The organism is Tateyamaria sp. 7Alg 36 (genome assembly GCF_059882455.1).
Genome location: NZ_CM187613.1, coordinates 3,274,123 through 3,296,557, shown reverse-complemented (window position 1 = coordinate 3,296,557; position 22,435 = coordinate 3,274,123). Strand labels below are relative to the sequence as shown.

19 protein-coding genes are annotated in these 22,435 nt (G+C 62.4%); 4 read left to right on the top strand and 15 right to left on the bottom strand.

Annotated features, from left to right (window positions below):
• Window positions 1–4 precede the first annotated feature (4 nt).
• Window positions 5–1,786, bottom strand: coding sequence for an AMP-binding protein (locus tag AC6GQJ_RS16045; RefSeq protein WP_500770063.1), 1,782 nt, complete (start codon window positions 1,784–1,786; stop codon window positions 5–7).
• Window positions 1,787–1,860: 74 nt separating this feature from the next.
• Window positions 1,861–2,334, bottom strand: a complete 474-nt coding sequence (locus AC6GQJ_RS16040) for a MarR family winged helix-turn-helix transcriptional regulator (RefSeq protein WP_500770061.1) — start codon at window positions 2,332–2,334, stop codon at window positions 1,861–1,863.
• 311 nt (window positions 2,335–2,645) lie between these two features.
• Between AC6GQJ_RS16040 and ltnD the strand changes: the two genes are divergently transcribed.
• Both ltnD and AC6GQJ_RS16030 read left to right on the top strand, forming a co-directional pair.
• Window positions 2,646–3,551: an L-threonate dehydrogenase gene (ltnD, locus tag AC6GQJ_RS16035; protein WP_500770059.1), complete on the top strand. Its 906-nt coding sequence runs from the start codon at window positions 2,646–2,648 to the stop codon at window positions 3,549–3,551.
• A complete protein-coding gene (locus tag AC6GQJ_RS16030) occupies window positions 3,548–4,297 on the top strand; it encodes a hydroxypyruvate isomerase family protein (RefSeq protein WP_500770057.1) in 750 nt (249 codons plus the stop codon). The genes ltnD and AC6GQJ_RS16030 overlap by 4 nt, the downstream gene beginning before the upstream one ends.
• On the opposite strand, the gene arsJ is transcribed toward AC6GQJ_RS16030, so the two are convergent.
• The 12 genes from arsJ to AC6GQJ_RS15970 all read right to left on the bottom strand — a co-directional run bounded on the left by arsJ (window position 4,263) and on the right by AC6GQJ_RS15970 (window position 17,773).
• Window positions 4,263–5,528: an organoarsenical effux MFS transporter ArsJ gene (arsJ, locus tag AC6GQJ_RS16025; protein ID WP_500770055.1), complete on the bottom strand. Its 1,266-nt coding sequence runs from the start codon at window positions 5,526–5,528 to the stop codon at window positions 4,263–4,265. The two genes, AC6GQJ_RS16030 and arsJ, sit on opposite strands and share 35 nt — an antisense overlap.
• Complete coding sequence (locus AC6GQJ_RS16020) at window positions 5,525–6,517, bottom strand: ArsJ-associated glyceraldehyde-3-phosphate dehydrogenase (protein ID WP_500770054.1); 993 nt, start codon at window positions 6,515–6,517, stop codon at window positions 5,525–5,527. The genes arsJ and AC6GQJ_RS16020 overlap by 4 nt, the downstream gene beginning before the upstream one ends.
• The gene (locus AC6GQJ_RS16015) at window positions 6,514–7,302 is read right to left on the bottom strand and encodes an arsenate reductase/protein-tyrosine-phosphatase family protein (protein WP_500770052.1); all 789 of its coding nucleotides are present in this window, start codon (window positions 7,300–7,302) and stop codon (window positions 6,514–6,516) included. The genes AC6GQJ_RS16020 and AC6GQJ_RS16015 overlap by 4 nt, the downstream gene beginning before the upstream one ends.
• A gap of 117 nt (window positions 7,303–7,419) precedes the next feature.
• The gene (locus AC6GQJ_RS16010) at window positions 7,420–9,363 is read right to left on the bottom strand and encodes a beta-galactosidase (RefSeq protein ID WP_500770050.1); all 1,944 of its coding nucleotides are present in this window, start codon (window positions 9,361–9,363) and stop codon (window positions 7,420–7,422) included.
• Window positions 9,360–10,196, bottom strand: a complete 837-nt coding sequence (locus AC6GQJ_RS16005) for an SMP-30/gluconolactonase/LRE family protein (protein ID WP_500773957.1) — start codon at window positions 10,194–10,196, stop codon at window positions 9,360–9,362. Before AC6GQJ_RS16005 ends, AC6GQJ_RS16010 begins: the two co-directional genes overlap by 4 nt.
• Window positions 10,196–10,798, bottom strand: coding sequence for a 2-dehydro-3-deoxy-6-phosphogalactonate aldolase (locus AC6GQJ_RS16000; protein ID WP_500770048.1), 603 nt, complete (start codon window positions 10,796–10,798; stop codon window positions 10,196–10,198). Before AC6GQJ_RS16000 ends, AC6GQJ_RS16005 begins: the two co-directional genes overlap by 1 nt.
• A complete protein-coding gene (locus AC6GQJ_RS15995; protein ID WP_500770046.1) occupies window positions 10,795–11,685 on the bottom strand; it encodes a 2-dehydro-3-deoxygalactonokinase in 891 nt (296 codons plus the stop codon). The genes AC6GQJ_RS16000 and AC6GQJ_RS15995 overlap by 4 nt, the downstream gene beginning before the upstream one ends.
• Window positions 11,685–12,455 (bottom strand): SDR family NAD(P)-dependent oxidoreductase, encoded by a 771-nt coding sequence (locus AC6GQJ_RS15990; RefSeq protein ID WP_500770044.1) that lies wholly within the window; start codon window positions 12,453–12,455, stop codon window positions 11,685–11,687. Before AC6GQJ_RS15990 ends, AC6GQJ_RS15995 begins: the two co-directional genes overlap by 1 nt.
• Window positions 12,456–12,478: 23 nt before the next feature.
• Window positions 12,479–14,563, bottom strand: a complete 2,085-nt coding sequence (locus AC6GQJ_RS15985) for an alpha-galactosidase (RefSeq protein WP_500770041.1) — start codon at window positions 14,561–14,563, stop codon at window positions 12,479–12,481.
• Complete coding sequence (locus tag AC6GQJ_RS15980) at window positions 14,560–15,408, bottom strand: carbohydrate ABC transporter permease (RefSeq protein ID WP_500770039.1); 849 nt, start codon at window positions 15,406–15,408, stop codon at window positions 14,560–14,562. Before AC6GQJ_RS15980 ends, AC6GQJ_RS15985 begins: the two co-directional genes overlap by 4 nt.
• Complete coding sequence (locus AC6GQJ_RS15975) at window positions 15,408–16,403, bottom strand: carbohydrate ABC transporter permease (RefSeq protein WP_500770037.1); 996 nt, start codon at window positions 16,401–16,403, stop codon at window positions 15,408–15,410. Before AC6GQJ_RS15975 ends, AC6GQJ_RS15980 begins: the two co-directional genes overlap by 1 nt.
• Window positions 16,404–16,540: 137 nt before the next feature.
• On the bottom strand, window positions 16,541–17,773 hold the full coding sequence (locus AC6GQJ_RS15970) for an ABC transporter substrate-binding protein (RefSeq protein WP_500770035.1): 1,233 nt from the start codon (window positions 17,771–17,773) through the stop codon (window positions 16,541–16,543).
• 197 nt (window positions 17,774–17,970) lie between these two features.
• Here AC6GQJ_RS15970 and AC6GQJ_RS15965 point away from each other — a divergent pair, with 197 nt between their 5' ends.
• Together AC6GQJ_RS15965 and AC6GQJ_RS15960 are read left to right on the top strand one after the other, a co-directional pair.
• Window positions 17,971–18,759 (top strand): IclR family transcriptional regulator, encoded by a 789-nt coding sequence (locus AC6GQJ_RS15965; RefSeq protein ID WP_500770033.1) that lies wholly within the window; start codon window positions 17,971–17,973, stop codon window positions 18,757–18,759.
• Window positions 18,760–18,784: 25 nt separating this feature from the next.
• The gene (locus AC6GQJ_RS15960; protein WP_500770031.1) at window positions 18,785–19,846 is read left to right on the top strand and encodes an ABC transporter ATP-binding protein; all 1,062 of its coding nucleotides are present in this window, start codon (window positions 18,785–18,787) and stop codon (window positions 19,844–19,846) included.
• A 290-nt stretch (window positions 19,847–20,136) separates the two neighbouring features.
• Here AC6GQJ_RS15960 and ptsP read toward each other — a convergent pair whose 3' ends face one another.
• A complete protein-coding gene (ptsP, locus tag AC6GQJ_RS15955) occupies window positions 20,137–22,377 on the bottom strand; it encodes a phosphoenolpyruvate--protein phosphotransferase (RefSeq protein ID WP_500770029.1) in 2,241 nt (746 codons plus the stop codon).
• Between the last annotated feature and the right edge of the window lie 58 nt (window positions 22,378–22,435).

The window sequence follows — 22,435 nt, the reverse complement described above, 5'->3', positions numbered from 1 at the left end:
CCTCTTAGCTGCGGATCACCCCGTCGCCATCCTGATAAAGCGTCGCGATCAATTCGGCATTGTTGGCCCGCAAGGCCCGCTGGTTCAGCGACCCTTTCTCGGTCGCCTCGCCCGCGTCGAATGTCGGCTCATACGGCAGCACGATGGCGCGCCGGACGCGGCTGGCCGATCCGGTCGCTTTGGCCGCGGCGGCTGACAGCGCCGCGCTCAGTTCCGCTTGCCGCGTGTCGGGGTCCATCGCCTTGGCACGGTCCGACAGCAACAGCAGCGCGCCCAGTTGTGCCTGATCCTCACCCACGATGACCGCATCGCGGATCAGCCCGCCCATGGCATCGACCAGCGCCGCCCGCACCGCCCCCACAGCCACCCATGTGCCGGTGGTCAGCTTGAAATTCTCGGCCACGCGCCCGTCGAAAAAGAACCCTTTGGAAAAGTCGTAGGGATCGGCGGGGCGCAAGGCATCGCCAAGGCAATAGAACCCTTCGTCGTCAAAGGCCTTGGCCGTGTTTGCCGGATCGCCGAAATACCCCGGCGTGATCGACGGCCCTTTCAGCCGCGCCTCAAGCTTGCCGCCCGATGGCACCAGCTTGAGCGTCAGACCGCGTGACGGCACGCCCACATTGCCGGACTTGTCCTGCACCTCGGTACAGGCCAGCGCAAAGGGGGCGGTTTCGGTCGCGCCGAGCCCCGTCGCCAGCAGCACCTCGCGCCCCGTGGCGGCGCGGCCTGCGGCGCGCAGACGCTCCCATGTGTGCTGGGCCATGCCCGCGCCCGCATAGAACATCATCCGCAAATCTTTAAAGAACGTGGCGGCAAGATCCGCGTCGGCCTCAAGCGCGTCCACCAGCATGTCATAGCCGACCGGCACGTTGAAATACCAACTGCATGAGACTTCGCGCAGGTTGCGCAGTGTCTCGTCAAACTTGCCCGGAACGGGGCGACCATCGTCGATGTAATAGGTGCCGCCATTGGTCAGCACCAGATAGGACACCTTGTTGCCCGCCGCCGTGTGGTTCCACGGTGCCCAGTCCAGCACCACGGGCGGCTGATGGCCCAGAAAACGGTAGCTGTCGCGCACCATCGCCTGCATCGCGCAGATCATGCGGTTGGTGTTGATTACCGCCTTGGGCGCGCCGGTGGAGCCCGAGGTGAACAGGTATTTTACCACTGTATCCGCGCCGACCTGCGCACGCGCCGCAGCACCCTGCGCCGCATCGCCGTCCAGCAGATCGTCAAAGGCGACAGCCCCGCTTTGCAGGTTGCGCGCGTTAATTACGACGCGGTCAGGGGCCGCAATGGCCGCGCAGGCGGGGTTGAATGCCACACCGTCATCGGCAAACACCGCGCCCGGTTTCAGGGTCTCGGCAATGCCTTTCAGCTTGGCATGGTCCTTGGACACCAACGAATAGGCGGGCGACAGCGGGGCGTAGGGGATGCCAGCGTAAAAGCACGCCGCGCCAAGCAACCCGTGTTCCAGACCGTTTTCGGACAGGATCAGCAGCGGGCGATCTGGCCCCAAGCCCAGATCCAGCAATGCGCCACCAATGGCGCGGGCAGCCTCGCGGGCACGGGCATAGCTGATCCGTTCCCAATCGCCGCCATCCTTGCGGCGGGCCAGCCACGTCTGTTCCGGCGTCTCGTCGGCCCATTTGTCTAGATAATCGGCCAGCGTCGGCAGATGGTCCTGCAACGGCTCGGTCTGCGCCATGCAGATGGTGCCATCATCGCGGGTCTCGTAGGTGAACTGCGGGGTCCAGAAATCACCCTGCTCGGTCGTTGTCGTCATATGTTGCCTCCCCCAAAAGCCGCGACAGACACGTCAATGACACGTCTGCGCTCCCCTCCCTGCCTGCGCGGGCGTCAGTCCGTTTCCAGCGCCCTGATCTTGTGCAGCAGCGACACCAGTGTGTCCCGTTCCTGATCTGTCAGCACCGAAAACAGCTTTTCCTCGTGATCGCGCACAAGGCCAAGCGCCTTGACATAGGCCGTCTGCCCCTTGGGCGTCGCGACCAGCGCCTGCACCCTGCGATCCCCCTCCACATGGGTCCGCTTGAGCAGCCCGCGGTTTTCCAGCGCATCGACAATCGCCACCAGCCCCGACCGTTCGATCCCCAGCATCCGTGCCAGTCTGCTTTGCGTGATCTCGGGGAACTGCGCAACCAGCAGCAGCGCAGAGAAATCGCGCGGGCCAAGCTGGTCCTCGTCCAGCGCCTTACGGAAATCGGCCTGCGCAATCATGTAGGCGCGCTTGAGATTATAACCGATCAGTGAATCCAGATCGGACAGCGGGCGTTGGTCGTCGTCGCTTTGGGCTAGCGTTGCGGGCTCGTTCATACCGGCCTGTTCCCTTTCGTGATCGTTACGCAGTCGTACTGAAAATCGTTAACTGGGTAAACAGTTTTAATGATGCACCATATCCCGCCCCAATGCGGCATTGCCTGCCTGTTGGCTGCGCGTACTCTGGCGCGCCCTGCACTATCATGCAAGGCGCGGACGTGGCGCTTTTTAGCCGACCCGCTGTGGCGGTCACAGGCGGACGCCACATGCCTCCCGCAGTCTGTGCGCCCCTCCCCTTGCGCTTTGATCCGCGAAGACGGAACACTGCACCACAGGGAAGGCACCACCGCCGGCAAGAGGAGAACACCATGACCAACCCCCACCGCACCGCCATTATCGGACTAGGCTCCATGGGATACGGGATGGCAGCGTCCTGCCTCGCCGCCGGTCACGAGACCTATGGCTATGATGTAAATCCGGCGGCGATGGACCGCTTTGCTGCCGACGGGGGCGCAAGCGGGACGCTGTCGGATGTGGGCGCAACCCTTGATGCGGTCGTGGTCGTGGTCCTGAACGCCGCCCAAACCGAACAGGTGCTATTTGGCGCAGATGGCGTGGTGGCGACCTTGCGCGAAGGCGCGGTCGTCATGGCCTGTGCCACCGTGCCGCCCGATTTCGCCCGCGAGATGGAGGCGCGCTGCCGTGAACACGGGGTCCACTACCTTGATGCGCCAATCTCGGGCGGGTCACTGAAGGCCGCACAGGGGGCGCTGTCGATCATGGCCTCGGGCACGCCCGAAGCCTTCGCCGCCGCCCGCCCCGTGCTGGATGCCACCGCATCGACCGTCTTTGAACTGGGCGACGCTGCCGGTCCCGGATCGGCGATGAAGGCCGTCAATCAGCTGCTCGCAGGCGTGCACATCGCCACCATGGCCGAGGCGCTGACATTCGGCATGACCCAAGGCGTCACCCCCGAACAGTTTGTCGAGGTGATCAGCCAATGCGCGGGCACAAGCTGGATGCTGGAAAACCGCGCGCCCCATATCGTGGCGGGCGATTACACGCCGCATTCCTCAGTCAACATCTGGCCCAAGGATCTGGGCATCGTGCTGGACATCGCGAAATCGGCAAGTTTTTCCGCCCCAGTCACCGCCGCCGCCCTGCAACAGTTCATCGCCGCCGCGGGGATGGGACTGGGGGGCGAAGATGACGCCGCCGTCGCCAAAGTCTATGCGCGCAATGCGGGCCTGACCCTGCCGGGTGAAAAGCCATGAGGTTTTCCGCCAACCTCGGTTTTCTATGGACCGACCGCGCCTTGCCCGACGCGATCCACGCCGCCAAGGCCGCCGGTTTTGATTCCGTCGAATGCCACTGGCCCTATGACACGCCCGCCGAGGACGTGGCCGCCGCGCTGAAGGCGACGGGACTGCCCATGCTCGGCCTGAACACAGATCGCGGGGATGTGGCAGCGGGCGAAAACGGGCTGGCCGCCCTCGTCGGACGTCAGGACGACGCACGCGCCGCGATCCGGCAGGCGATTGATTATGCCAATGCGATTGACGCGGGCGCGATCCATGTGATGGGCGGTTTTGCCAGCGGGTCAGAGGCGCACGCGCAGTTCGTCGCTAACCTGCGCTTTGCCTGCGAACAGACCGACCGGACCATCCTGATCGAACCGCTGAACGGCCACGACGCGCGCGGCTATTTCCTGCACACCACAGATCAGGCCCGCGCCATCATTGCCGAGGTTGCGATGCCCAACCTCAAACTGATGTTCGACTGCTACCACGTGGGCCGGACCGAGGGCGATATCACCACCCGACTGTCGGACCTGCGCGACATCATCGGCCATATCCAGTTCGCCTCGGTTCCCGACCGTGGCACACCGGATCATGGGGAACTGGACTATGCCCATATTTTCGACGCTTTGGCGGACTGGCCCGCGCCCTTGGGCGCAGAGTACAAACCCGTCGGGGATACCGATGCTAGCCTTGCGTGGATGGCACGGTTTCGCGGTTGATCCGGCCAATCAAAAGATAGCTGAACGCGATCATCACCGCCGCCGTGCCGAGGCACAGGGGCAGACCGCCGATCTGATAGGTCAGCCCCGACAGCAGCGTGCCAATCAACCGTCCGGCCGCATTGGCCATATAGTAAAACCCCACATCCATGGTCACCCGCTCGGCACTGGTGAAGGCGAGGATCAGATAGGAATGAAGGGACGAGTTCAGCGCGAACAGCACACCGAACACCAGCAATCCAACTACTACGCAGACCGTCAGCCATAGCGCCGGACCGCCCGCAAATGCCGCCGCCAACGCAAGGCCCGCAGGGACAAAGAACAGCGTGCCCACCCAGAACCGCGCACTGGCGGCAAGGTCCGCCTCGCTGCGCTGCGCACTGCGTAAAAGCGCGGGTGCCTTGGCCTGCACGGCGCCATAAAGGATCACCCAGATTGCCATGAACACGCCGATCATGAAGAACGCGGCGCGCTGGCCTTCGGGGGTGCCATCGCTAAGCACGGCGTAAAAGTAGATCGGGATGCCCACGACAAACCACACATCCCGCGCCCCGAACAGGAACACCCGCGCCGCACTCAGCCAGTTCACACGCGGGTTCTTTGAAAACACCTCGGTGAATTTGGCGCCCTTGCGCCCGCGCGGCAGGCCCGCAGGCATACGCAACAGCACCGCCAGCAGGATCACCACAAGGATCAGTGCCATGCCCAGAACTGACGCGACAAAGCCGAACAGCGCCAGCGCCCCTGCCCCCAGCAAGAAGCCGAACCCCTTGACCGCGTTCTTGGAACCGGTCAGCAGCGCGACCCAGCGGAATAGCCCGTCGCCCTCGGGGGCCAGCAGTTTGACCGCGGATTTGCTGGACATCTTGGCCAAATCCTTGGCCACGCCCGACACGCCCTGCACCGCCATCACGAACACGACCGACGCCGCAACCGACCACGCCGGATCAAGCTGCGCCAGCGCCAGCAGCGCCAGAACCTGCAAGCCTAGCCCCGCATAAAGCGTCGAAGTCAGCCCGTAGCGCGCCGCGATCCAGCCCGCAGACAGGTTCGTGACCACGCCCGCCACCTCGTACAGCACGAACAGATAGGCCAGTTGCACCGGCGAAAAGCCCAAGGAATTGAAGTGCAGAAGCACCAGCATCCGCAAGGCACCATCGGTCAGCATGAACGCCCAATAGGCCGCCGTGACAGCGACATAGGCGGCGAACCCCTCGGGCCTCACACTCACAGGCTGGCACCCACCATTTGCGCCACATCGACAAGGCGGTGCGCATAGCCCCATTCGTTGTCATACCACGCATAGATTTTCACCTGCGTGCCGTTCACCACCATGGTCGATGGCGCATCCACAATGCTGGACCGTGGATCGTTGGTGTAATCCGTCGACACAAGCGGGCGCGTCTCGTAGCCCAGAATGCCTTGCAGGGGACCGTTGGCGGCGGCTTCGAACAGTGCGTTCACCTCTTCTACAGTGGTGTCACGCGCCACTTCGAACACGCAATCGGTCAGCGACCCATTCAGCAACGGCACCCGCACCGCATGGCCGTTCAGCTTGCCCGTGAGTTCGGGATAGATCAGCGTGATGGCCGTGGCCGAACCGGTCGTCGTGGGGATCAGCGCATTCAGCGCCGAACGCGCGCGGCGCAAATCCTTGGCTGGACGGTCCACGATGGTCTGGGTGTTGGTGACGTTGTGGATCGTGGTGATCGACCCGTGCTTGATCCCCAACCCTTCGTGTATGACCTTGACCACGGGGGCCAGACAGTTGGTGGTGCAGGACGCCGCCGTAACGATGGGCTGGCCCGTGTAGGCGTCGTTATTAACGCCATAGACGATGTTCGCTGTATCGCCGTCCTTGACCGGCGCGGACACGACCACCTTCTTCACACCTGCTGCGAAATAGGGGGCGAGCTTGGCCTCGGTCTTGAACACGCCGGTGCAGTCGATCACCACATCGACCCCGTCGAGCGGCAGCTCTTCGATGGTGCGGCAGTTCAGGGCCGGAATACGCGTGCCGTCCACCGTGATACTGCTGTCATCCGCGCCGAATTGCGCAGGCCAGCGCCCGTGGACCGTGTCAAACTCAAGCAGGTGCGCGTGCATCGCCGGATCGCCCACAGCGTCGTTCACAAATGCAACGTCACAGCCGCGCTCAAGCAGCGGGCGCAGCGCCAGTTTCCCGATCCGGCCCAAGCCGTTCAAAGCGTAAGTGGTCATTCTGTATCCTTGTTCCGGCCGATCTCGTCGACCTCGTTTTGCAGCGAAACGCGGCTGAGTGTGTCCATGGGCAGCGCGGTAAAGGCGATGATCCGGTTGCGCATCGCGCCATAGGTCCGTTGAAAGGCCAGCCGCTGTTCGGCCTGCGTACCGGTCGCCTTGACCGGATCGGGCAGCCCCCAATGAGCCGAGATCGGCTGCCCCGACCATGCGGGGCATTCCTCGTTCGCGGCTTGGTCGCAAACGGTGAAGACGAAATCCATTGCGGGCGCGTCCGCTGTCTGGAATTCGGCCGTGTTTTTTGACCGCAGCAGGCTGGTATCCATGCCCTTGCGTTCCAGCATCTCGACCGCAAGCGGGTGCAGTTCGGACCGCGGCTGCGTGCCAGCGGAATAGACGTTGAACCGGTCCCCCGCCACATCGCGCATGATGGCCTCGGCAAAGATCGAGCGGGCGGAGTTGCCGGTGCAGATGAACAGCACGTTCTGTTTGCCATGCCCCCCTTGCGCGCCTGTGACGGCAGGGGCGGGCAGGTCCGGTGGACACAGGTCGGGACGCCCGCCACAGCAGTCATGGAACAGCGCGCCGACCATGGCACGCGCGCCCTCCATATCCACCGCGTAGTTCAGCGTATTGCCCGCGCGTCGTTGGCTGATCAGCCCGACAGTGTGCAAGGCCGATAGGTAGGTCGAGGTGGTCGAAGCCTTGAGCCCCAGCACCTGCGCCACCTCCCCCGCCGACACCGCATCGGGATAGCGCCGCATCAGCAGGCGAAAGACTTTCATGCGCACCGCATGAGACAGGGTTGAGAGTTGATCCAGTAGCATGGCACCATCTATTTCATAGTTTTGTGAAATAGATATGACAGTCGCCAAACTGCCGCAATCTTTTATCTCTGCCCCTTATCGCGGGCGGCGCAGCACCCCCGCAGGGTGCAGGGTTTCCCCTTTCCATTCAACATCTTGCGCCGTGTGGTTGAACACGAACACTTCGGATCCGGTGGCCCGCATCCGCACCCCTTCGGGCAGTTCGACAACCTCAAGATCAGGCGCGACAGTGCGGATCAGCCGCATGTGAGTCGCGTCATCCCCCCAACCGCCCATATAGGTCACGCGCGCCCCGCAGCGCACCGCAACGGGGGCGTCGGCCTCGGTCTGCAAGATCACCTCACCCCCGCCGCCAAGCTGTTCGAAATAGCCCGACACCTGCCCGCCACCAATGACGTCCAGCGGCAGATCGGGGCGCATGGATTGCACGCGCTCGACCACCAGATCGCTATCTGGCCACGCGGGCGGCAGGGGCAGCGGCGTGCAGAAATGCGTGTCGCGCGCACCACTACGTGGGCCGACAATCACCTGCCCCGTCGCCGCATTCAGCGCCGTTTTCAGATCGTCCGCCATGTGCATCATGCCCGGCACCAGAACCAGCGCGTAGCCGTCGAAATCCCGTGTGTCGGGCGGCAGGATGTCCACCGACAGGCCCAGCTTGCGACAGGCCCGATACCAGTCCATTACCAACCAGAAATAGCTTAGATGCGCGCCATGGGGCTGCACGGTCCACATCGCATCGGCGTCATAGTCGAACATGATGGCCACGGGCGCTTGCGCATGGGCCACATCAGGTGCCTCGCCTAACTCCTCCATCACTGTGGCCGCCTCGCCAAAGGCTTCGGCCTCAACCGAGTCGGGGCGCAACAGGCCTGCGTGCATCTGTTCTTGGGCGAAGGGGGCCTGCCGCCAGCGGAAATAGCATACCGCCTCGGCCCCGTGCGCGAACGCTTCCCAAGTCCACAGGCGCACCATGCCGGGCAAAGGCGCGGGATTGTACGGGGCCCAGTTCACCGGACCGGGCTGCTGTTCCATCACCCACCAGCGCCCGCCGCCTTTGGGATGCGTCCCTCGCGCTGCGCCAACGGCACGGTAAAGGTCGTGGTGAAAGGCCTGAAAATCGGGATCGCCCTGCTGGGCGTAGGCACGCTTGTGCGCCTCGCTCGCGCCTGAACGGTCCTCAAGAAAGCCAAGCGGATAGCTGTCCCAAGACGCAATATCGAGGTCCGCGCCCACCTTGAAATGATCAAAGTCAGTGGTGCGCCCCATATAGTTATGGGCAATCGGCGCGTTGGAATGGGCGCGAATGATCTCGGTCTGCAAGCGGTTGAACGCCACCACCTGATCGGAGGAGAACCGACGGAACGCGTGCGCGTGGGACGGGTTCGCCTCGGTCACGGTCAGATTGGGCAGTCCGATCTGGTCAAAGCTGTCATAGTCCATCGACCAAAACACATTGCCCCATGCCGCGTTGAGCGCATCAATATCGCCGTCATTGCCCGCCCCGGGAAACTGGCCGCGCAGCCAGTCGCGAAAGGCCGTGCGCACCGCGTCGGAATAGCTGAGCACCGTGTCATGGCAGCTATATTCATTATCCGTCTGCCACGCCGCCACATGCGGGTTGCTGCCATAGCGTTCGGCCATGGCGGTGACAATCTTGCGGCATTCGGCCTGATATCCGGCATGGGAAAAACAGTAATGTCTGCGCGAGCCATAGCCGCGCACGCGCCCTTCGACATCGACCGCGAAAATGTCCGGATGTTTCGCAACGATCCATGCGGGTGGCGTCGCGGTGGGCGTGCCCAGCACAACCTTCAGCCCCGCCTGCCCCAGCACATCAATGGCGCGGTCCAGCCAGCCCCAATCATACTGCCCCTCGGATGGCTCCATCCGTTTCCACGCGAATTCCCCGATCCGCACCCATGTCAGGCGAAGCGCGGCCATGCGGGCGGCGTCCTCTTGCCACTGCGCTTCGGGCCAGTGTTCGGGGTAATAACAGACACCCAGTGTGCGTTTCATAGGATCACCTGATGCTCTTGCTGGCCGGTTGCGCCAGCCGTTGTGATAAATGTCATGCCCGCGTTGTCCTCGTCGCTTAGCCCCTCGTGGGCCGAGGTGACATAGAGCGTGCCCAGATCGTCGCCCCCAAAGGACGGACAGGTGACTTGCGATGCAGGACAGGCGATGCTGCGCAGAAAGGTGCCATCGGAGGCGTAACAGGCCACGCGGCTTGCCCCCCATTGCGCGTTCCACAGATTACCATCGGTATCTACCACCGCCCCGTCGGGATTCAAATCCTCGGCCCGCAGATCGACAAAAACCTCCGCCGTGCCATCGGGCCAGCCGTCAGCGTCCAGCGCGACCTTCTGGATACGTTGCGAAAACGTGTCCGCGAAATAGGCGGTGCGCCCGTCAGGGGCAAAGCAGATGGCGTTCGAGATGGTGATCCGGTCAAACAGCTTGCGCAATTCGCCACGGTAAAAGCGATAGATCGCGCCCGCATGGGGTTCGGCATTGATCCCCATCGTGCCGATCCAGAACCCGCCAAGCGGATCGGCGCGCCCGTCATTGGACCGCGTTACGGGATTGTCGTCCTCAAGCGGGCATACAATATCGCGCTGGCCCGATGTGATATCGAACCGCCACAGCCCCCGCGCCGAGGCCATAAGCAGCGTATCATCATCCACCCAGCCTGCGGCGCTGACATAGTCGTCAAACGTCCAGCTTTGGCGCGTATCCCCTTTGGCGTGCAGCGTTTTATTCAGAATATCGAACCAGAACAGGGTCTTGCGGGTCGGGTGCCACAACGGCCCCTCGCCCAGTTCGCACGGGTGGTTGTCAAAAACCTCCATCACGCGCACGCATCATAGGCGGCGACCATATCCGCCGCGCGCGCCGCCACGTCCGCCACCGACATGCCCGGTTTGTAAAGGGCAGAGCCGATGCCGAACCCTGTCACGCCCGCCGCGCGCCAGTCGGCAAAATCCGCCGGACCGACACCGCCCACGGCATAGGTTTTGGTCCCTTTGGGCAGGACCGCGCCAATGGCCTTCAGCCCTTCGATCCCCAGCAAGGAGGCCGGAAACAGCTTGAGCCCGTCCGCACCCGCCTGCAACGCGGCAAAGCATTCGGTGGGCGTCATCACCCCCGGAAAGGACAGCATCCCCGCCTGTTTTGTCGCCACGATCACAGTGGCATTGGCGTCCGGTGACACGACCATATGCGCCCCCATCTGGTGCAGCTTTTCCACATCGCGCACATCCAGAACCGTGCCCGCCCCGATCATCGCATGTGCCCCGTGCGCCAGTAGCATCTTTCCAATGCTGTCAAAGGGCTGCGGTGAATTCAGCGGCACCTCGATACGGGTAATCCCCGCCTTGACCAAGGCATCGGCCACCGGCCCTGCCTCGTCGGGTGTGATACCGCGCAGGATGGCTATGATTTCGCGGCTCATGCGTGTTCTCCGTTCATCTGCTGAAAGGCGGCGCGCAGGCCTGCCAGTGTCATGTCCTCTACCCCTGCGCTGTGGCAGGGTACCGATTGCATCTCCAACGCGGCCTCATAGGCGCGGGCAAGGGCGTCGGCACCGATCACCGCCACCTGCTGGCCCAGCCAATAGGGTTTCATCGCCGCCAGTTCCGCCCCGATCAGCAGGCCGGACAGGCGCGCGCGCGCCACATCGGGGTGCAAACCGTCAAGCAGCCCCTCGGCGCGCAGGCTGAACAACGTCGCCGCCAACCCTTCGGGGCGCGAGATGGCCTGATCGACCCCTGCCGCGAACCCCTCCGCATCCCAGCCCGTACCGACCGAGTGGCGCAGCACCGACTGGCTGGACAGCAGGGCAAACATCTCGCCCGTCATGGCGGTGCGGAAACTCACGATCTCGTTCGCGCTGACATGGACCCATTTCGTGTGGGTGCCCGGCAAGCAGATGACGCCGTCAAAATTCGGGTGCGTCGCCAGATAGCCCGCGATTTGCGTTTCCTCACCGCGCATCACATCGGCGGGCGCGTCCTGCTTCACCCCGGGCAGGATGCGCATGTCGAACCCGTCGACCGCAGGGCGCACCGCCTGCGCCGCACTGGGCGGGGCGCAGGGCACGGTGGCATAGGGTGCCTCGATCCAGCCTTGGCGCGAGCCGACCATGCCGCAGGCGAGCACCGGCGCGGGTAGCGCATCGCCCACCAGCGCGCGTAGGGCAGGTTCGAACCCTGCCCGATCCAGCGTGCCCATGCCATCAGCAGACTGGCGGCGTTCCAGAATGGACCCGTCCGCCTGCATCAGCCAAGCGCGCAGATGCGACGTCCCCCAATCCACAGCAATCCAAGCGACATCCTGCATCAGCCTGTCACCGCCACGCCACCATCGACCACCACGGCCTGCCCCGTCATCATCCGGCTTGCGCCAGAGGCAAGGAACAGCACGGTGCCGACAATATCCTCAGGCACCAGATGTTCCTTGATGCATTGGCGGTCCATATGCGCGGCCAGCCCTTCGGGTGTTGCCCATTGGTCCAGTTGCTTCTGCGTCAGTACCCAGCCCGGGGCCAGCGCGTTGACGCGGATGCCATCGGGGCCGAATTCACGCGCCAGACTGCGCGACAGCCCGTTGATCGCGGAATTGGCGCTTGTATACAGCGGATAGCCCGCGTTCCCCATCATATAGCTGATCGACGAGAAGTTGATGATCGACCCCGACTTGGCCGCCTGCATCGCGGGCAGCACCGCCTGCGCGGCAAAGAAATAGGCCTTGAGGTTGATCGCGATCATCCAGTCGAAAAAGGCGCTGTCGACCTCTTCGGTGCTGTGGCGTTTGTCATTGGCCGCGTTGTTGACCAGCGTCAGAACGGGGCCATGCGCCTCGGCCGCCTGATCCACACAAGCCTTGAGCGCATCCACATCCGTGATATCGCAGGGCATGAACAAAGGGCGGTTGCCGTATTTCTGTTCCATCTCGTCACAAAAGGCCGTCGCGTCCGAACGTTGCACAAAGGCCACCTTTGCGCCCTGTTCCAAAAACCCTTCGGTCAGAGCGGCACCGATGCCCGAGCCGCCACCGGTGATGAACACAGACGCGCCCTTCAGATCGTGGAATGTAACTGTCTCTTTCATCTCAATTCTCCATAGGGCGCGGGTCAGGCCAGATCGCCCTTGATCACCCACATACGTTCCGGAAAGCTCCATGGCAGGGTCAGGCCATGATGCATCAGATAGGCACCGCTGACCACGATGGCACCGGATTTGAGCGCCATCGCACCGCGTGACAAATGGCCGATTTCGTCGCGGTTGATCAACTCGATCCTGTACTTGGCATCGGGGCTGAGGCGGGTCAGGCGCAAAGGGCGCGGCACGATCTGGTCCGAGGTCGCGGCCTTGCCCGCAAAGACCACGAACTGCCCGCCGCCCACTTCCAGATGCTGTTCGGCGATAACCGCCGGATCGGCACTGTCGAGCCGCAGGATATCGGCGCCATACATCCAGTCGCGGTTGGACTTCCACCAGCCGGTCACGCGGGTCAGCACGTCGGCCTCTTCGTCGGTCAACTCGCGCGGGTCCATCTCGAACCCCATGTGGCGCTGTGCGGCCACCCAAGCGCGGAACCGGATATCCAGCGTGCGCCCCGAGGTGTGGCAGGTGCGCGGCCCCACATGGCTGCCCGTCACCGCCAGCGGCAGGAAGATCGACGCGTTGTGCTGGATGCGCAGCCGTTCGACCGCGTCGTTACTGTCACTCAGCCAGACACGCTGTGTGCGTTGCATGATGCCGAAATCGATCCGGCCGCCGCCCGATGCGCAGCTTTCAATCTCCACATGGGGAAACTCGCGCCGCAACCGGTCAAGCAGCGCATACGACCCGCGCGTTTGCGCCGCATCCGGCATGGGCAGCACGCGGTTGTGGTCCCATTTCACATATTCGATGTCGTGGCGCGCCAGAATATCCCCGATGCGCGACGCCAGAAAGGACTGCACTTCGGGCAGTGCCATGTTCAGCGCCATCTGCTGGCGGCCCATAATCTGGTCCTCGCCGCCCAAGGCCCAGTCGGGATGGGCGCGGAACAGGTCCGAGTTGGGGTTGATCATCTCCGGCTCGAACCAAATGCCAAAGCCCATGCCCAGCGATTTCACATGTTCGATCAGCGGCGTCAGACCGTCGGGATATTTGCGCGGATCGACCTCCCAGTCGCTAAGCGCCTGCGTGTCGTCATCGCGGTTCCCGAACCAGCCGTCATCCAGCACGAACCGTTCCGCCCCAAGGGCGGCGGCACGGCTTGCGATCTCTTTCAACTCGTCCACGTTGTGGTTGAAGTAGACCGCCTCCCAGCAGTTGTAGTGCACGGGGCGCGGCGCGTCGGGGCGCGGAAAGGTCACGACCCGGTCGCGCAGATGGCGCTGGAACGCCACCGCACAGCCGTTCAGCCCGTCATCGGAAAACACCGCATACAGCGTGCCAGTGGCAAACCGTGTTTGCGCCGATCCTTCCATGCGCGCGGCATGGCCGAACTGGATCTGGCGGCGTCCGTCTGGCAGTTCCTCGGCCACCATGCGATGCCCGCCGGACCAGCCGTAGTGGAATGCGTAGGTGTGTCCACTGGCGTTGGTCGCACCGCGTGTCGGCACCACCAGCCCCGGAAAATGTTCGTGGCCCGTGCGCCCTGTGCGGTTCTCGCGATAGCGGATGCCAGGCGACCACGGGGTGCGGTTCATCTGGAACTCGCCACACCAGCGACCCGCGAAATCAATCATCTCGTCGCTGAGTTGCGGCGCGGGGAAGACCGGCGCGCTCAGCCAGTGCAGGTGCATGGGCGCGTCGGCCTCGACCTCGGCGCTGGCCTCGATGATGTGGGTGACGGGATCAATCGCAAAACGCGCGCGATAGGTCAGCACCCGCGTACTGTCGAGATAGGTCAGGACCAGCACGTTCTCGGCCTGCTCGGCCTGTTCCAGACAGAACTTGGGCAGAAACGGCGTGCCGTCCCCTGCCCGTATGATCAGCCCCGGCTGGCCCGGAAAGGACCGCGTCGCCTCGGGGCAAATGCTTAGTTCGGGGTTGGAATCGAGCATGCCGCCGGTCACGTCCGGCGCGCTCGCGTCATACAGCGTTACAAGGTCTTCATCGTCAGGCAGACGCGGCCCCCAATAGACCACCTCGGCCAGACGCCCACCGGCACAGCCGAGCACAAGGGACTGCCGTCCGTCATCCAATCGCCAGCATCTGATCACTTGACTGCTCCCATCGTCAGACCCGCGATAAAGTGTTTCTGCATCAGAAAGAAACAGGCCACTGGCGGCAGCGCAGCCAGCAACGACGCCGCCGACACCAGATGCCAGTTGTTCACGAATTGCCCGTTCAGCGCGCGCACCCCTGCGGTGATCGGCTTGGCACTTTCGCCGGTGGTCAGCACGTTGGCCCAGAAGAAATCGTTCCACACAAAGGTAAAGATCAGCACCGACAGCGCCGCAATCGCAGGGCGCACGAGGGGCAGGACGACGTACCAGAAAATCTTCCACTCCGCGACGCCTTCGATCCGCGCGGATTCAATCAGATCAAAGGGCAACGCCTTGATAAAGTTACGCATGAACAAGGTGCAGAACCCCGTCTGAAAGGCCGCGTGGAACAAGAACTGGCCCGCAATCGTGTCATAAAGGCCGGTCTGCACCGACATGTCCCGCACCGGCACCATCAGGATCTGGAACGGAATGAAGTTGCCCGCCACAAACAGAAAGAACAGCGGCAGCGCCACGCGAAAGCGGTAGATCGCCAGCGCATAGCCCGCAAGGCAGGCCAGCGCCACCGACAGGATCACCGTCGGCACCGTGATCAGCACCGAATTCAGCATATATTGCGCGGCGGCAGACTGGGTGAACACGGCGGTGTAATTGTCGACCAGCGCAAACTCAGACGGCCATCCGAACACATTGCCCGAGTTGATGTCCCGCGCCGACCGGATCGACGTCAGGAAAATGGCCAGCAGCGGCAACAGCCACAGCACCAGCGCCACAGGCAGAAACGCCTGATAGCCATAGCGCATAGCAGGAGAGGATTTTTCAACAGGACGCGGAAACATCAGCGCAGCCCCTTTTCGTCTTGGTACATCTGCCACAGGAAATAGCTAATGAAGATCAACATGATACCGAACAGGACCGTGGCCACGGACGACCCGTACCCATAGCGTTCGCCATATTCCGAAATCGCGACCTCGTACATGTAATGGGACAGCACGTTGGTCGACCCGAACGGCCCGCCCTGCGTCATGATCGCAATCATGTCAAAGCTGCGCAGCGCCCCGATCACCGTCACCACGATGGCGATAAAGGTCGCGGGTTTCAGTTGCGGCACCACCACGTACCACAGCATTTTCCACCCCTTGGCCCCGTCAAGGCGCGCCGCCTCGATCTGGTCCACGGCGACATTGTTCAGCCCCGTCAGGTACAGGATCATGCAATAGGCGATCTGCGGCCACAGACCGGCGGCGATAATGCCATAGGTCGCCCATTCGGGGCTCGACAGGATGTCGGGCGCGGAGCGTGTGCATTTGAAGGTAACGTTGCCAAGGATGTTGGTTGTCTCTTCGCAGAACAGCGCCTTCCAGACCGTGCCGACAACACCGAAATCGGGATTATAGAACCAGCCAAAGATCAGACCCACAACGACCTGACTGATGACGAAGGGAAAGAAGAACATCGACTTGTAAAACCGCATCCCCGTGACCGTCTGGTTCAGGAACAGGGCGACAAACAGGCCCAAAGGTACGGCCAGCATATACAGGACCAACCATGCCACGTTGTTGCGCAGCGAGGTCCAGAAATTTGGATCGTCCCAAAGCTTGGCATAGTTGCCAAAACCCACCCATGTCGCGGTGCTTTCACCTTGGGCATTATAGAGGCCATTCCATTCATACAGGCTTAGCCACAGGCTTTGGAAAATCGGGATCACCACGTAGATGGCGAAAAAGACCAGCGCGGGGATCAGAAAGATCCAAGGCGCCACAGCCAGCTTGTTGCGGCGCAGCCAGCTGGGTCGGGTCGGCGCGTTCGTCTCGGGTAGGACGGCATGGGGCATGGTGCTCTCCTGATTTGGCGCGGGGGCCACATGACAGGGAAAATCTTGCCCGTTTGGGGGCAATGTAAGGTGGGCATGACTGCCCACCTCGCGGCGCAGGATCAAGGGGGCAGTAATGCCCCCCTTCTCAGGCACGCTTACTTGTACACGTCGGCCTGAACCTCATCCAGACGCTCAAGGATCGCGTCCATTTTCGAGGTGTCGAGCATGAACTCCTGAAAGCCTTCCATGCCTGCTTTGGCCATCTCGGCTGGCGCATCGCGGTCATAGAACTGGGCCAGACCGGAGGCACCGTTCAGCAGTTCGAACCCTTCCTGAATGAACTTGTCATCAGAAATCTCCGCCTTGGAGTTGATGGGCAACTGGCCGATGGTTTTGTTCCACTGGCTTTGCACATCGGGGCGCGCGACGAAGGCAAGGAATTTCTTGGCATCTTCGACGTTCTTGGCGTTGGTCGGGATAAAGAACGCATCCGCAGGCGCTTCTTCCGCACTTGGGATCGAAGCGTCGATTGTCGGGAACGGCATGAAGTCGATCTGCTCTTCTGTCAGACCGGCATTCTTGTATCCGTCCACCGAGAAGTTGCCCATGACATACATCGCCGCGTCGCCATTGGCGAACGGTGCAATGGCGTCCTGCCAGCTCATGGAGGCGTGGTTATCCACGAAACCGCATTCGTTGATCAGGGTCTCCCAGTTCTGGAACGTCGCCTTGATGCGGGGATCGGTGTACTTGATCTTGCCCGCTGTCAGGTCGTTGTGCACGTCATAGCCGTTGGTGCGCAGGTTCAGGTAGTCGAACACACCCGCCGCCGTCCAAAGGTACTTTGTCCCGATGGTGAAAGGGGTTACGCCGTTTTCCTTCATCTTGCCGCAGGCGGCCAGAAGCTCGTCCCATGTCTGGGGCTCTTCCAGCTCCAGCAGGTCGAAGATGTCTTTGCGATAGTAGATGCCCCACTGGTAGTAGCTGTATGGCACACCCCAGATTTTGCCGTCACGCGACATGGTCGGCTTGATCGCAGCCAGATCTTCGTTAAAGCCGTTTTCCTCCCACACATCGTCCACGGGCTGGAACAGACCGGCATCGACAAAGGGTGCCATGCGGTTGCCCGGATACCAGCTCGTCACGTCGGGCGCGTCAGCGGTCAGGAAGTTGCGGATGGCGGTCTTATGCGCCTCGCGGTCGTTGTTGTTGACGATCACGTTGATGTCGGGGTTTTCCTCTTGGAACAACGCCACCGCATCATCGAATCCCTTCTTCGGGCCGGGGTTGAGGTCGTCAAAGTTGATGACCAGATCGGCCGCGAATGCACCGCCAGCCGCAGCCGACAACGCAATCGCCGCTGTCGCAGCTTTCAAATTCAGGAACATGGTTTCCTCCCTTAGTTCCGTTTTCTTCCGGTCCGCAGCGTCTTGCGTCGCACCGTCACCGGAAAGTCAGATTTCTTTTGACTTACAGCTTCTCTTCGTGGAAGTTCCACATAGTGAAACCTAATTCCAACTATTGGAACTATGCGGTGACACATGACACAGGTCAACAGATTCTTGTGTGACGTCGGGAGGGACAGATGATCAACGCGGCACCCCGTTCGGGGGACGGCACTATTGGTAAGGCGCTGCAAGTGCTGGACCTTGTGGCGCAGGCCGAACGGCCTGTGCGCTTTTCCGAACTGCTGACACTGTCCCCGCACCCCAAGGCGACGCTGTACCGGCTGGTGCAGACGCTGACGAATCTGGGCATGTTGCGTTATGACGTGGACCGGCAAACATACGCCCCCGGATTGCGGCTGGTCAGTCTGGCCCACGCCGCGTGGCGGCAAAGTTCCCTCGCGCCCATCGCGCGCCCGTTCATCGACGCGCTCAGCGAGGCCGTGAACCAGACCGTGCATCTGGCGCAACTTGATGGCGGTCAGGTGCTTTATGTCGACAAACGCAACGCCGCCGACCCAATCGAGATGTTTTCGCAAGCGGGCAAGATCGGCCCCGGCTATTGCACGGGCGTTGGCAAGGCGATGTTGGCCTTCCTCGCGCCCGAGGCGCTGGAAACCGCGCTGTCCCAGCAGTCGTGGTTTGCCCACACCGCCCACACCCATACCAGCCGCGACACACTGTGCCGCGAACTTGAGGACGTGCGCCGCGACGGCGTCGCCTTTGACCGCGAAGAACACGAACCCGGAATCATCTGCGTCGCCGCCCCGATCCTGTCGGGCACAGGCCGGGCCTTTGGCGCGCTGTCCATCACCACATCCACATCGCGCAAGTCCATGGCAGACCTCGAAGAACTTGCGCCACATCTGCAATCAACCGCACGCGAAATCGCGACCGCTGCGGCCAACTGGCAATTTCCAAGCCAATGACCACACCACAAAAAGGGGGGCTCTCATGAGCGGCGTCACACTCGAAAAAGCAATCAAACGCTACGGGGCAACCCAAGTGATCCACGGCGTGGACCTGACAGTGGAAGACGGCGAATTCTGCGTCTTTGTCGGCCCTTCGGGCTGCGGCAAGTCCACCCTGTTGCGCATGATCGCGGGGCTTGAAGAAACGACAGACGGCAAGATCAGCATCGGCGCGCGCGACGTAACCCACATGGACCCCGCCCAGCGGGGTGTGGCGATGGTGTTCCAGACCTACGCGCTTTATCCGCACATGACGGTCAAGGAAAACATGGGCTTCGGCCTGAAGATGAACAACGTCCCCAAGGACGAGATCGAACGCAAGGTCAGCGCCGCCAGTAAGATCCTACAACTTGATGACTATCTGGACCGCAAGCCCAAGGCTCTGTCCGGCGGCCAGCGCCAGCGGGTGGCCATCGGGCGGTCCATCGTGCGCGGCCCCAAAGTGTTCCTGTTCGACGAACCCCTGTCCAATCTTGATGCGGAACTGCGCGTCGACATGCGGGTGGAAATCGCGCGGCTGCACAAGGAACTGGGCACCACGATGATCTACGTCACCCACGATCAGGTCGAGGCGATGACCCTTGCCGACAAGATCGTCGTACTGCGTGCGGGCCATATCGAACAGGTGGGCAGCCCGATGGACCTGTACCACGACCCCGACAACAAATTCGTCGCCGGTTTCATCGGATCACCCGCGATGAACTTTGTCGCCGGCGTGGCCGAGAAGGGCGGCGTGCGCGTGCCCGCACTGGCCGACAGGTTGATCAAGACCGACGTCGCCTTGCCCGCCGCCGGTGCCCCCGTCACCGTCGGCATCCGCCCGCAGGACATGGAGCTCAGCACGGAAAGCTCTCCGGTCAAGCTGGAACTGCGCGAACGACTGGGCGGCGTCACCTACGACTACCTGACCACGCCGACGCAGGAACGTCTGGTGGTGGAAAGCCGTGGCGATCTGTCGATGGAGGAAGGGTCCGAAGTCACCGTCACCTTCGACGACAGCCGCACCATGTTTTTTGACGCGAACACCGAGGCGCGCTTGCGCTAAACGACCGCGTTCTTTCTGCTGCATCAGCCCGCCTCCGACACCGGAAGGCGGGCTTTTCCTTGCCCAGAGCGCACCCTGTTGAGGAAATGTGGATGAGCTTACTAGCTTGTTCGAAAAAGGGAGGCAAGCGGCCAGCCTCTGTGGAAAACACGCGGCATTTGGTGCGCTTTCCATAAACGCTGAGACACGGAAAATAGGCAAAATTCTTATCCACACCCCGATGTGGATAAATTCAGATGCTCAGAAGATAGATCGGGATCACCGCACAACCGGTTGATCCGCAACAGGAATCACCCCTGCTGGCGCAAGTACTCCATGATCGCAGGTCGCACGCTCATTTCGCCGCGATGGCGCGCGTCGGCAATCACCTTGCGCACATCCTGCAAATTCGACCGCCGCAACAAGGACTTGACCGGCCCGATTGATGCAGGACGCATGGACAGATTGCGCAATCCGATAGCCGCAAGGCACAGCGCCTCGACCGGACGGCCCGCATCTTCGCCACAGAAGGACACCGGCGTGTTGCTGATCGCACAACGCTCCACGATCCGCTCGATCAGGCTCAGGAACGACACGTTTAGCGAGTCGTACCGCCGCCGCACCCGCTCGTTCTCGCGGTCCGCGGCAAAGAAAAACTGCTTGAGGTCATTGCCCCCGATCGACAGGAACCCAACCTCGTCGAAAAACTTTTGCGGCGCAAAGGCAAGGCTGGGCGTTTCCAGCATCGCCCCCACCTCAACATGCTTGGGCAGCACGTGGCCAAGACTGCGCTCGCGCTCCATCGCCTTGTCCATCTGCGCACAGGCTTGGGTGTATTCCTCTGACTGCGCGATAAAGGGGAACATGATGGTCAGCGGACGGCCCGCCGCCGCACGGATCAGCGCCTGCAACTGCATCTGCATCACGCCCGGCTTGTCCAAACCGACACGGATCGCCCGCCAGCCCAAGGCAGGGTTGGGTTCGTCATTCGGCTTCATATAGGGCAGCACCTTGTCCGACCCGATGTCGAGCGTGCGGAACACCACCTTTTTGCCCTGCGCCGCATCCAGCACCCGCGCATACAGCGCCGACAACTCGGACCGTTTCGGCATCTGGTTGCGCACCAGAAACTGCAATTCCGTCCGGAACAGGCCGACCCCTTCGGCCCCCGACCCTTCAAGCGATGGCAGATCGGCCATCAGCCCCGCATTCATGTTAAGCGAGATCACCTCGCCACACAGGGTCTGCGCCGGCTTGTCACGGATCGACACATAGCGTTCCGCCGCTGCCGCCTGCATCGCCATCTTGTCGCGGAACGCGTTCACGACCGTATCGTCGGGGCGCAGGTGCACGATCCCCTGTTCTCCGTCCACCAACACATGATCGCCGTTCAGCGCCTCAAGCGTGGCGCGTTCGGCATGCACGATCAGCGGAATCGCCAAGGCGCGGGCCACAATGGCCGCGTGGCTGCCAACCGATCCGGCCTCAAGCACGATGCCGCGCAGGCTGCGCCCGTAATCCAGCAGTTCCGCAGGGCCGATATTGCGTGCCACAAGGATCGGATCGGCAGGCATATCCGCGCCCGTATCCTTGCCCTGCCCCGTGAGGATGCGGAGCAAGCGGTTGGACAGGTCATCGAGATCGCTCAGCCGTTCGCGTAAATAACTGTCCGTCGCCTGCCCGATGCGCGCACGGGCCAGCGATTGCTCTTTCTCGACCGCAGCTTCGGCACTCAGACCGCGGGCGATGTCTTCCTCCATGCGGCGCATCCAGCCCTTGGAGTTGGCGAACATGCGATAGGCCTCAAGCACTTCGGCCTGTTCTTTATCGACACCGGCCAGCGCCAGCATCTTGTCGACCCCGACGCGCAATTCCTCGACCGCTTCGTTCAGACGCTCAAGCTCGCGATGCGGATCGTCGGCGATGGGGTTGGTGACCACCACACGCGGTTCGTGCAGCCAGATATGCCCCTCGGCCACACCTTCCTGCGCCACGGTGCCGCGCATCATCACAGGCTGGCTGTGCCGCGCGCCCATGCCGCCACCCTCACCGACAAAGGCACCCAGTTCGGTCATCTCCGCCAGAACCATGGCGACCACTTCCAGCGCATAGACTTCGTCAGCGGAATATTCGCGCGCATCTTTGGATTGCACGACCAACACGCCAAGCGCCTCGCCCAGACGCTGGATCGGCACCCCGAGAAAGCTGGAAAACACCTCTTCGCCCGTTTCCGGCATATAGCGGAAACCGCGCGCACTTGGCGCATCCGCGGCATTCACCACCTCGCGGCGGCGCGCCACACGGCCCACCAGACCTTCGCCCAGACGCATGCGCGTGCGGTGCACGGCCTCGGGCTTCAACCCTTCGGTGGCGCAGAGTTCCAGCGTGTCGTCATCGCGAAAAAGGTAGATGGAACAGACTTCTGTACCGATGCTGTCCGCGATCAGATTCGTGATCTTGTCCAGCCGCGCCTGACCGGCGTCATCCCCCGCCATGGCGTCGCGCAGCCGACCCAATAACTTGCGGCTTTCTGTTTCCACCCGTTCGGCCATTGGCCAACGTCCCCCATCGCTTTGCGGACCCAGCTTAGATCACAGCCGCACCGAAAGC

Coding starts and splice junctions, on each gene's coding strand:
- AC6GQJ_RS16045 (WP_500770063.1), bottom strand. CDS start 1,786: ATGACGACAACGACCGAGCAGGGTGATTTCTGGACCCCGCAGTTCACC.
- AC6GQJ_RS16040 (WP_500770061.1), bottom strand. CDS start 2,334: ATGAACGAGCCCGCAACGCTAGCCCAAAGCGACGACGACCAACGCCCG.
- ltnD (WP_500770059.1), top strand. CDS start 2,646: ATGACCAACCCCCACCGCACCGCCATTATCGGACTAGGCTCCATGGGA.
- AC6GQJ_RS16030 (WP_500770057.1), top strand. CDS start 3,548: ATGAGGTTTTCCGCCAACCTCGGTTTTCTATGGACCGACCGCGCCTTG.
- AC6GQJ_RS16020 (WP_500770054.1), bottom strand. CDS start 6,517: ATGACCACTTACGCTTTGAACGGCTTGGGCCGGATCGGGAAACTGGCG.
- AC6GQJ_RS16015 (WP_500770052.1), bottom strand. CDS start 7,302: ATGAAAGTCTTTCGCCTGCTGATGCGGCGCTATCCCGATGCGGTGTCG.
- AC6GQJ_RS16010 (WP_500770050.1), bottom strand. CDS start 9,363: ATGAAACGCACACTGGGTGTCTGTTATTACCCCGAACACTGGCCCGAA.
- AC6GQJ_RS16005 (WP_500773957.1), bottom strand. CDS start 10,196: ATGGAGGTTTTTGACAACCACCCGTGCGAACTGGGCGAGGGGCCGTTG.
- AC6GQJ_RS16000 (WP_500770048.1), bottom strand. CDS start 10,798: ATGAGCCGCGAAATCATAGCCATCCTGCGCGGTATCACACCCGACGAG.
- AC6GQJ_RS15995 (WP_500770046.1), bottom strand. CDS start 11,685: ATGCAGGATGTCGCTTGGATTGCTGTGGATTGGGGGACGTCGCATCTG.
- AC6GQJ_RS15990 (WP_500770044.1), bottom strand. CDS start 12,455: ATGAAAGAGACAGTTACATTCCACGATCTGAAGGGCGCGTCTGTGTTC.
- AC6GQJ_RS15980 (WP_500770039.1), bottom strand. CDS start 15,408: ATGTTTCCGCGTCCTGTTGAAAAATCCTCTCCTGCTATGCGCTATGGC.
- AC6GQJ_RS15975 (WP_500770037.1), bottom strand. CDS start 16,403: ATGCCCCATGCCGTCCTACCCGAGACGAACGCGCCGACCCGACCCAGC.
- AC6GQJ_RS15970 (WP_500770035.1), bottom strand. CDS start 17,773: ATGTTCCTGAATTTGAAAGCTGCGACAGCGGCGATTGCGTTGTCGGCT.
- AC6GQJ_RS15965 (WP_500770033.1), top strand. CDS start 17,971: ATGATCAACGCGGCACCCCGTTCGGGGGACGGCACTATTGGTAAGGCG.
- AC6GQJ_RS15960 (WP_500770031.1), top strand. CDS start 18,785: ATGAGCGGCGTCACACTCGAAAAAGCAATCAAACGCTACGGGGCAACC.
- ptsP (WP_500770029.1), bottom strand. CDS start 22,377: ATGGCCGAACGGGTGGAAACAGAAAGCCGCAAGTTATTGGGTCGGCTG.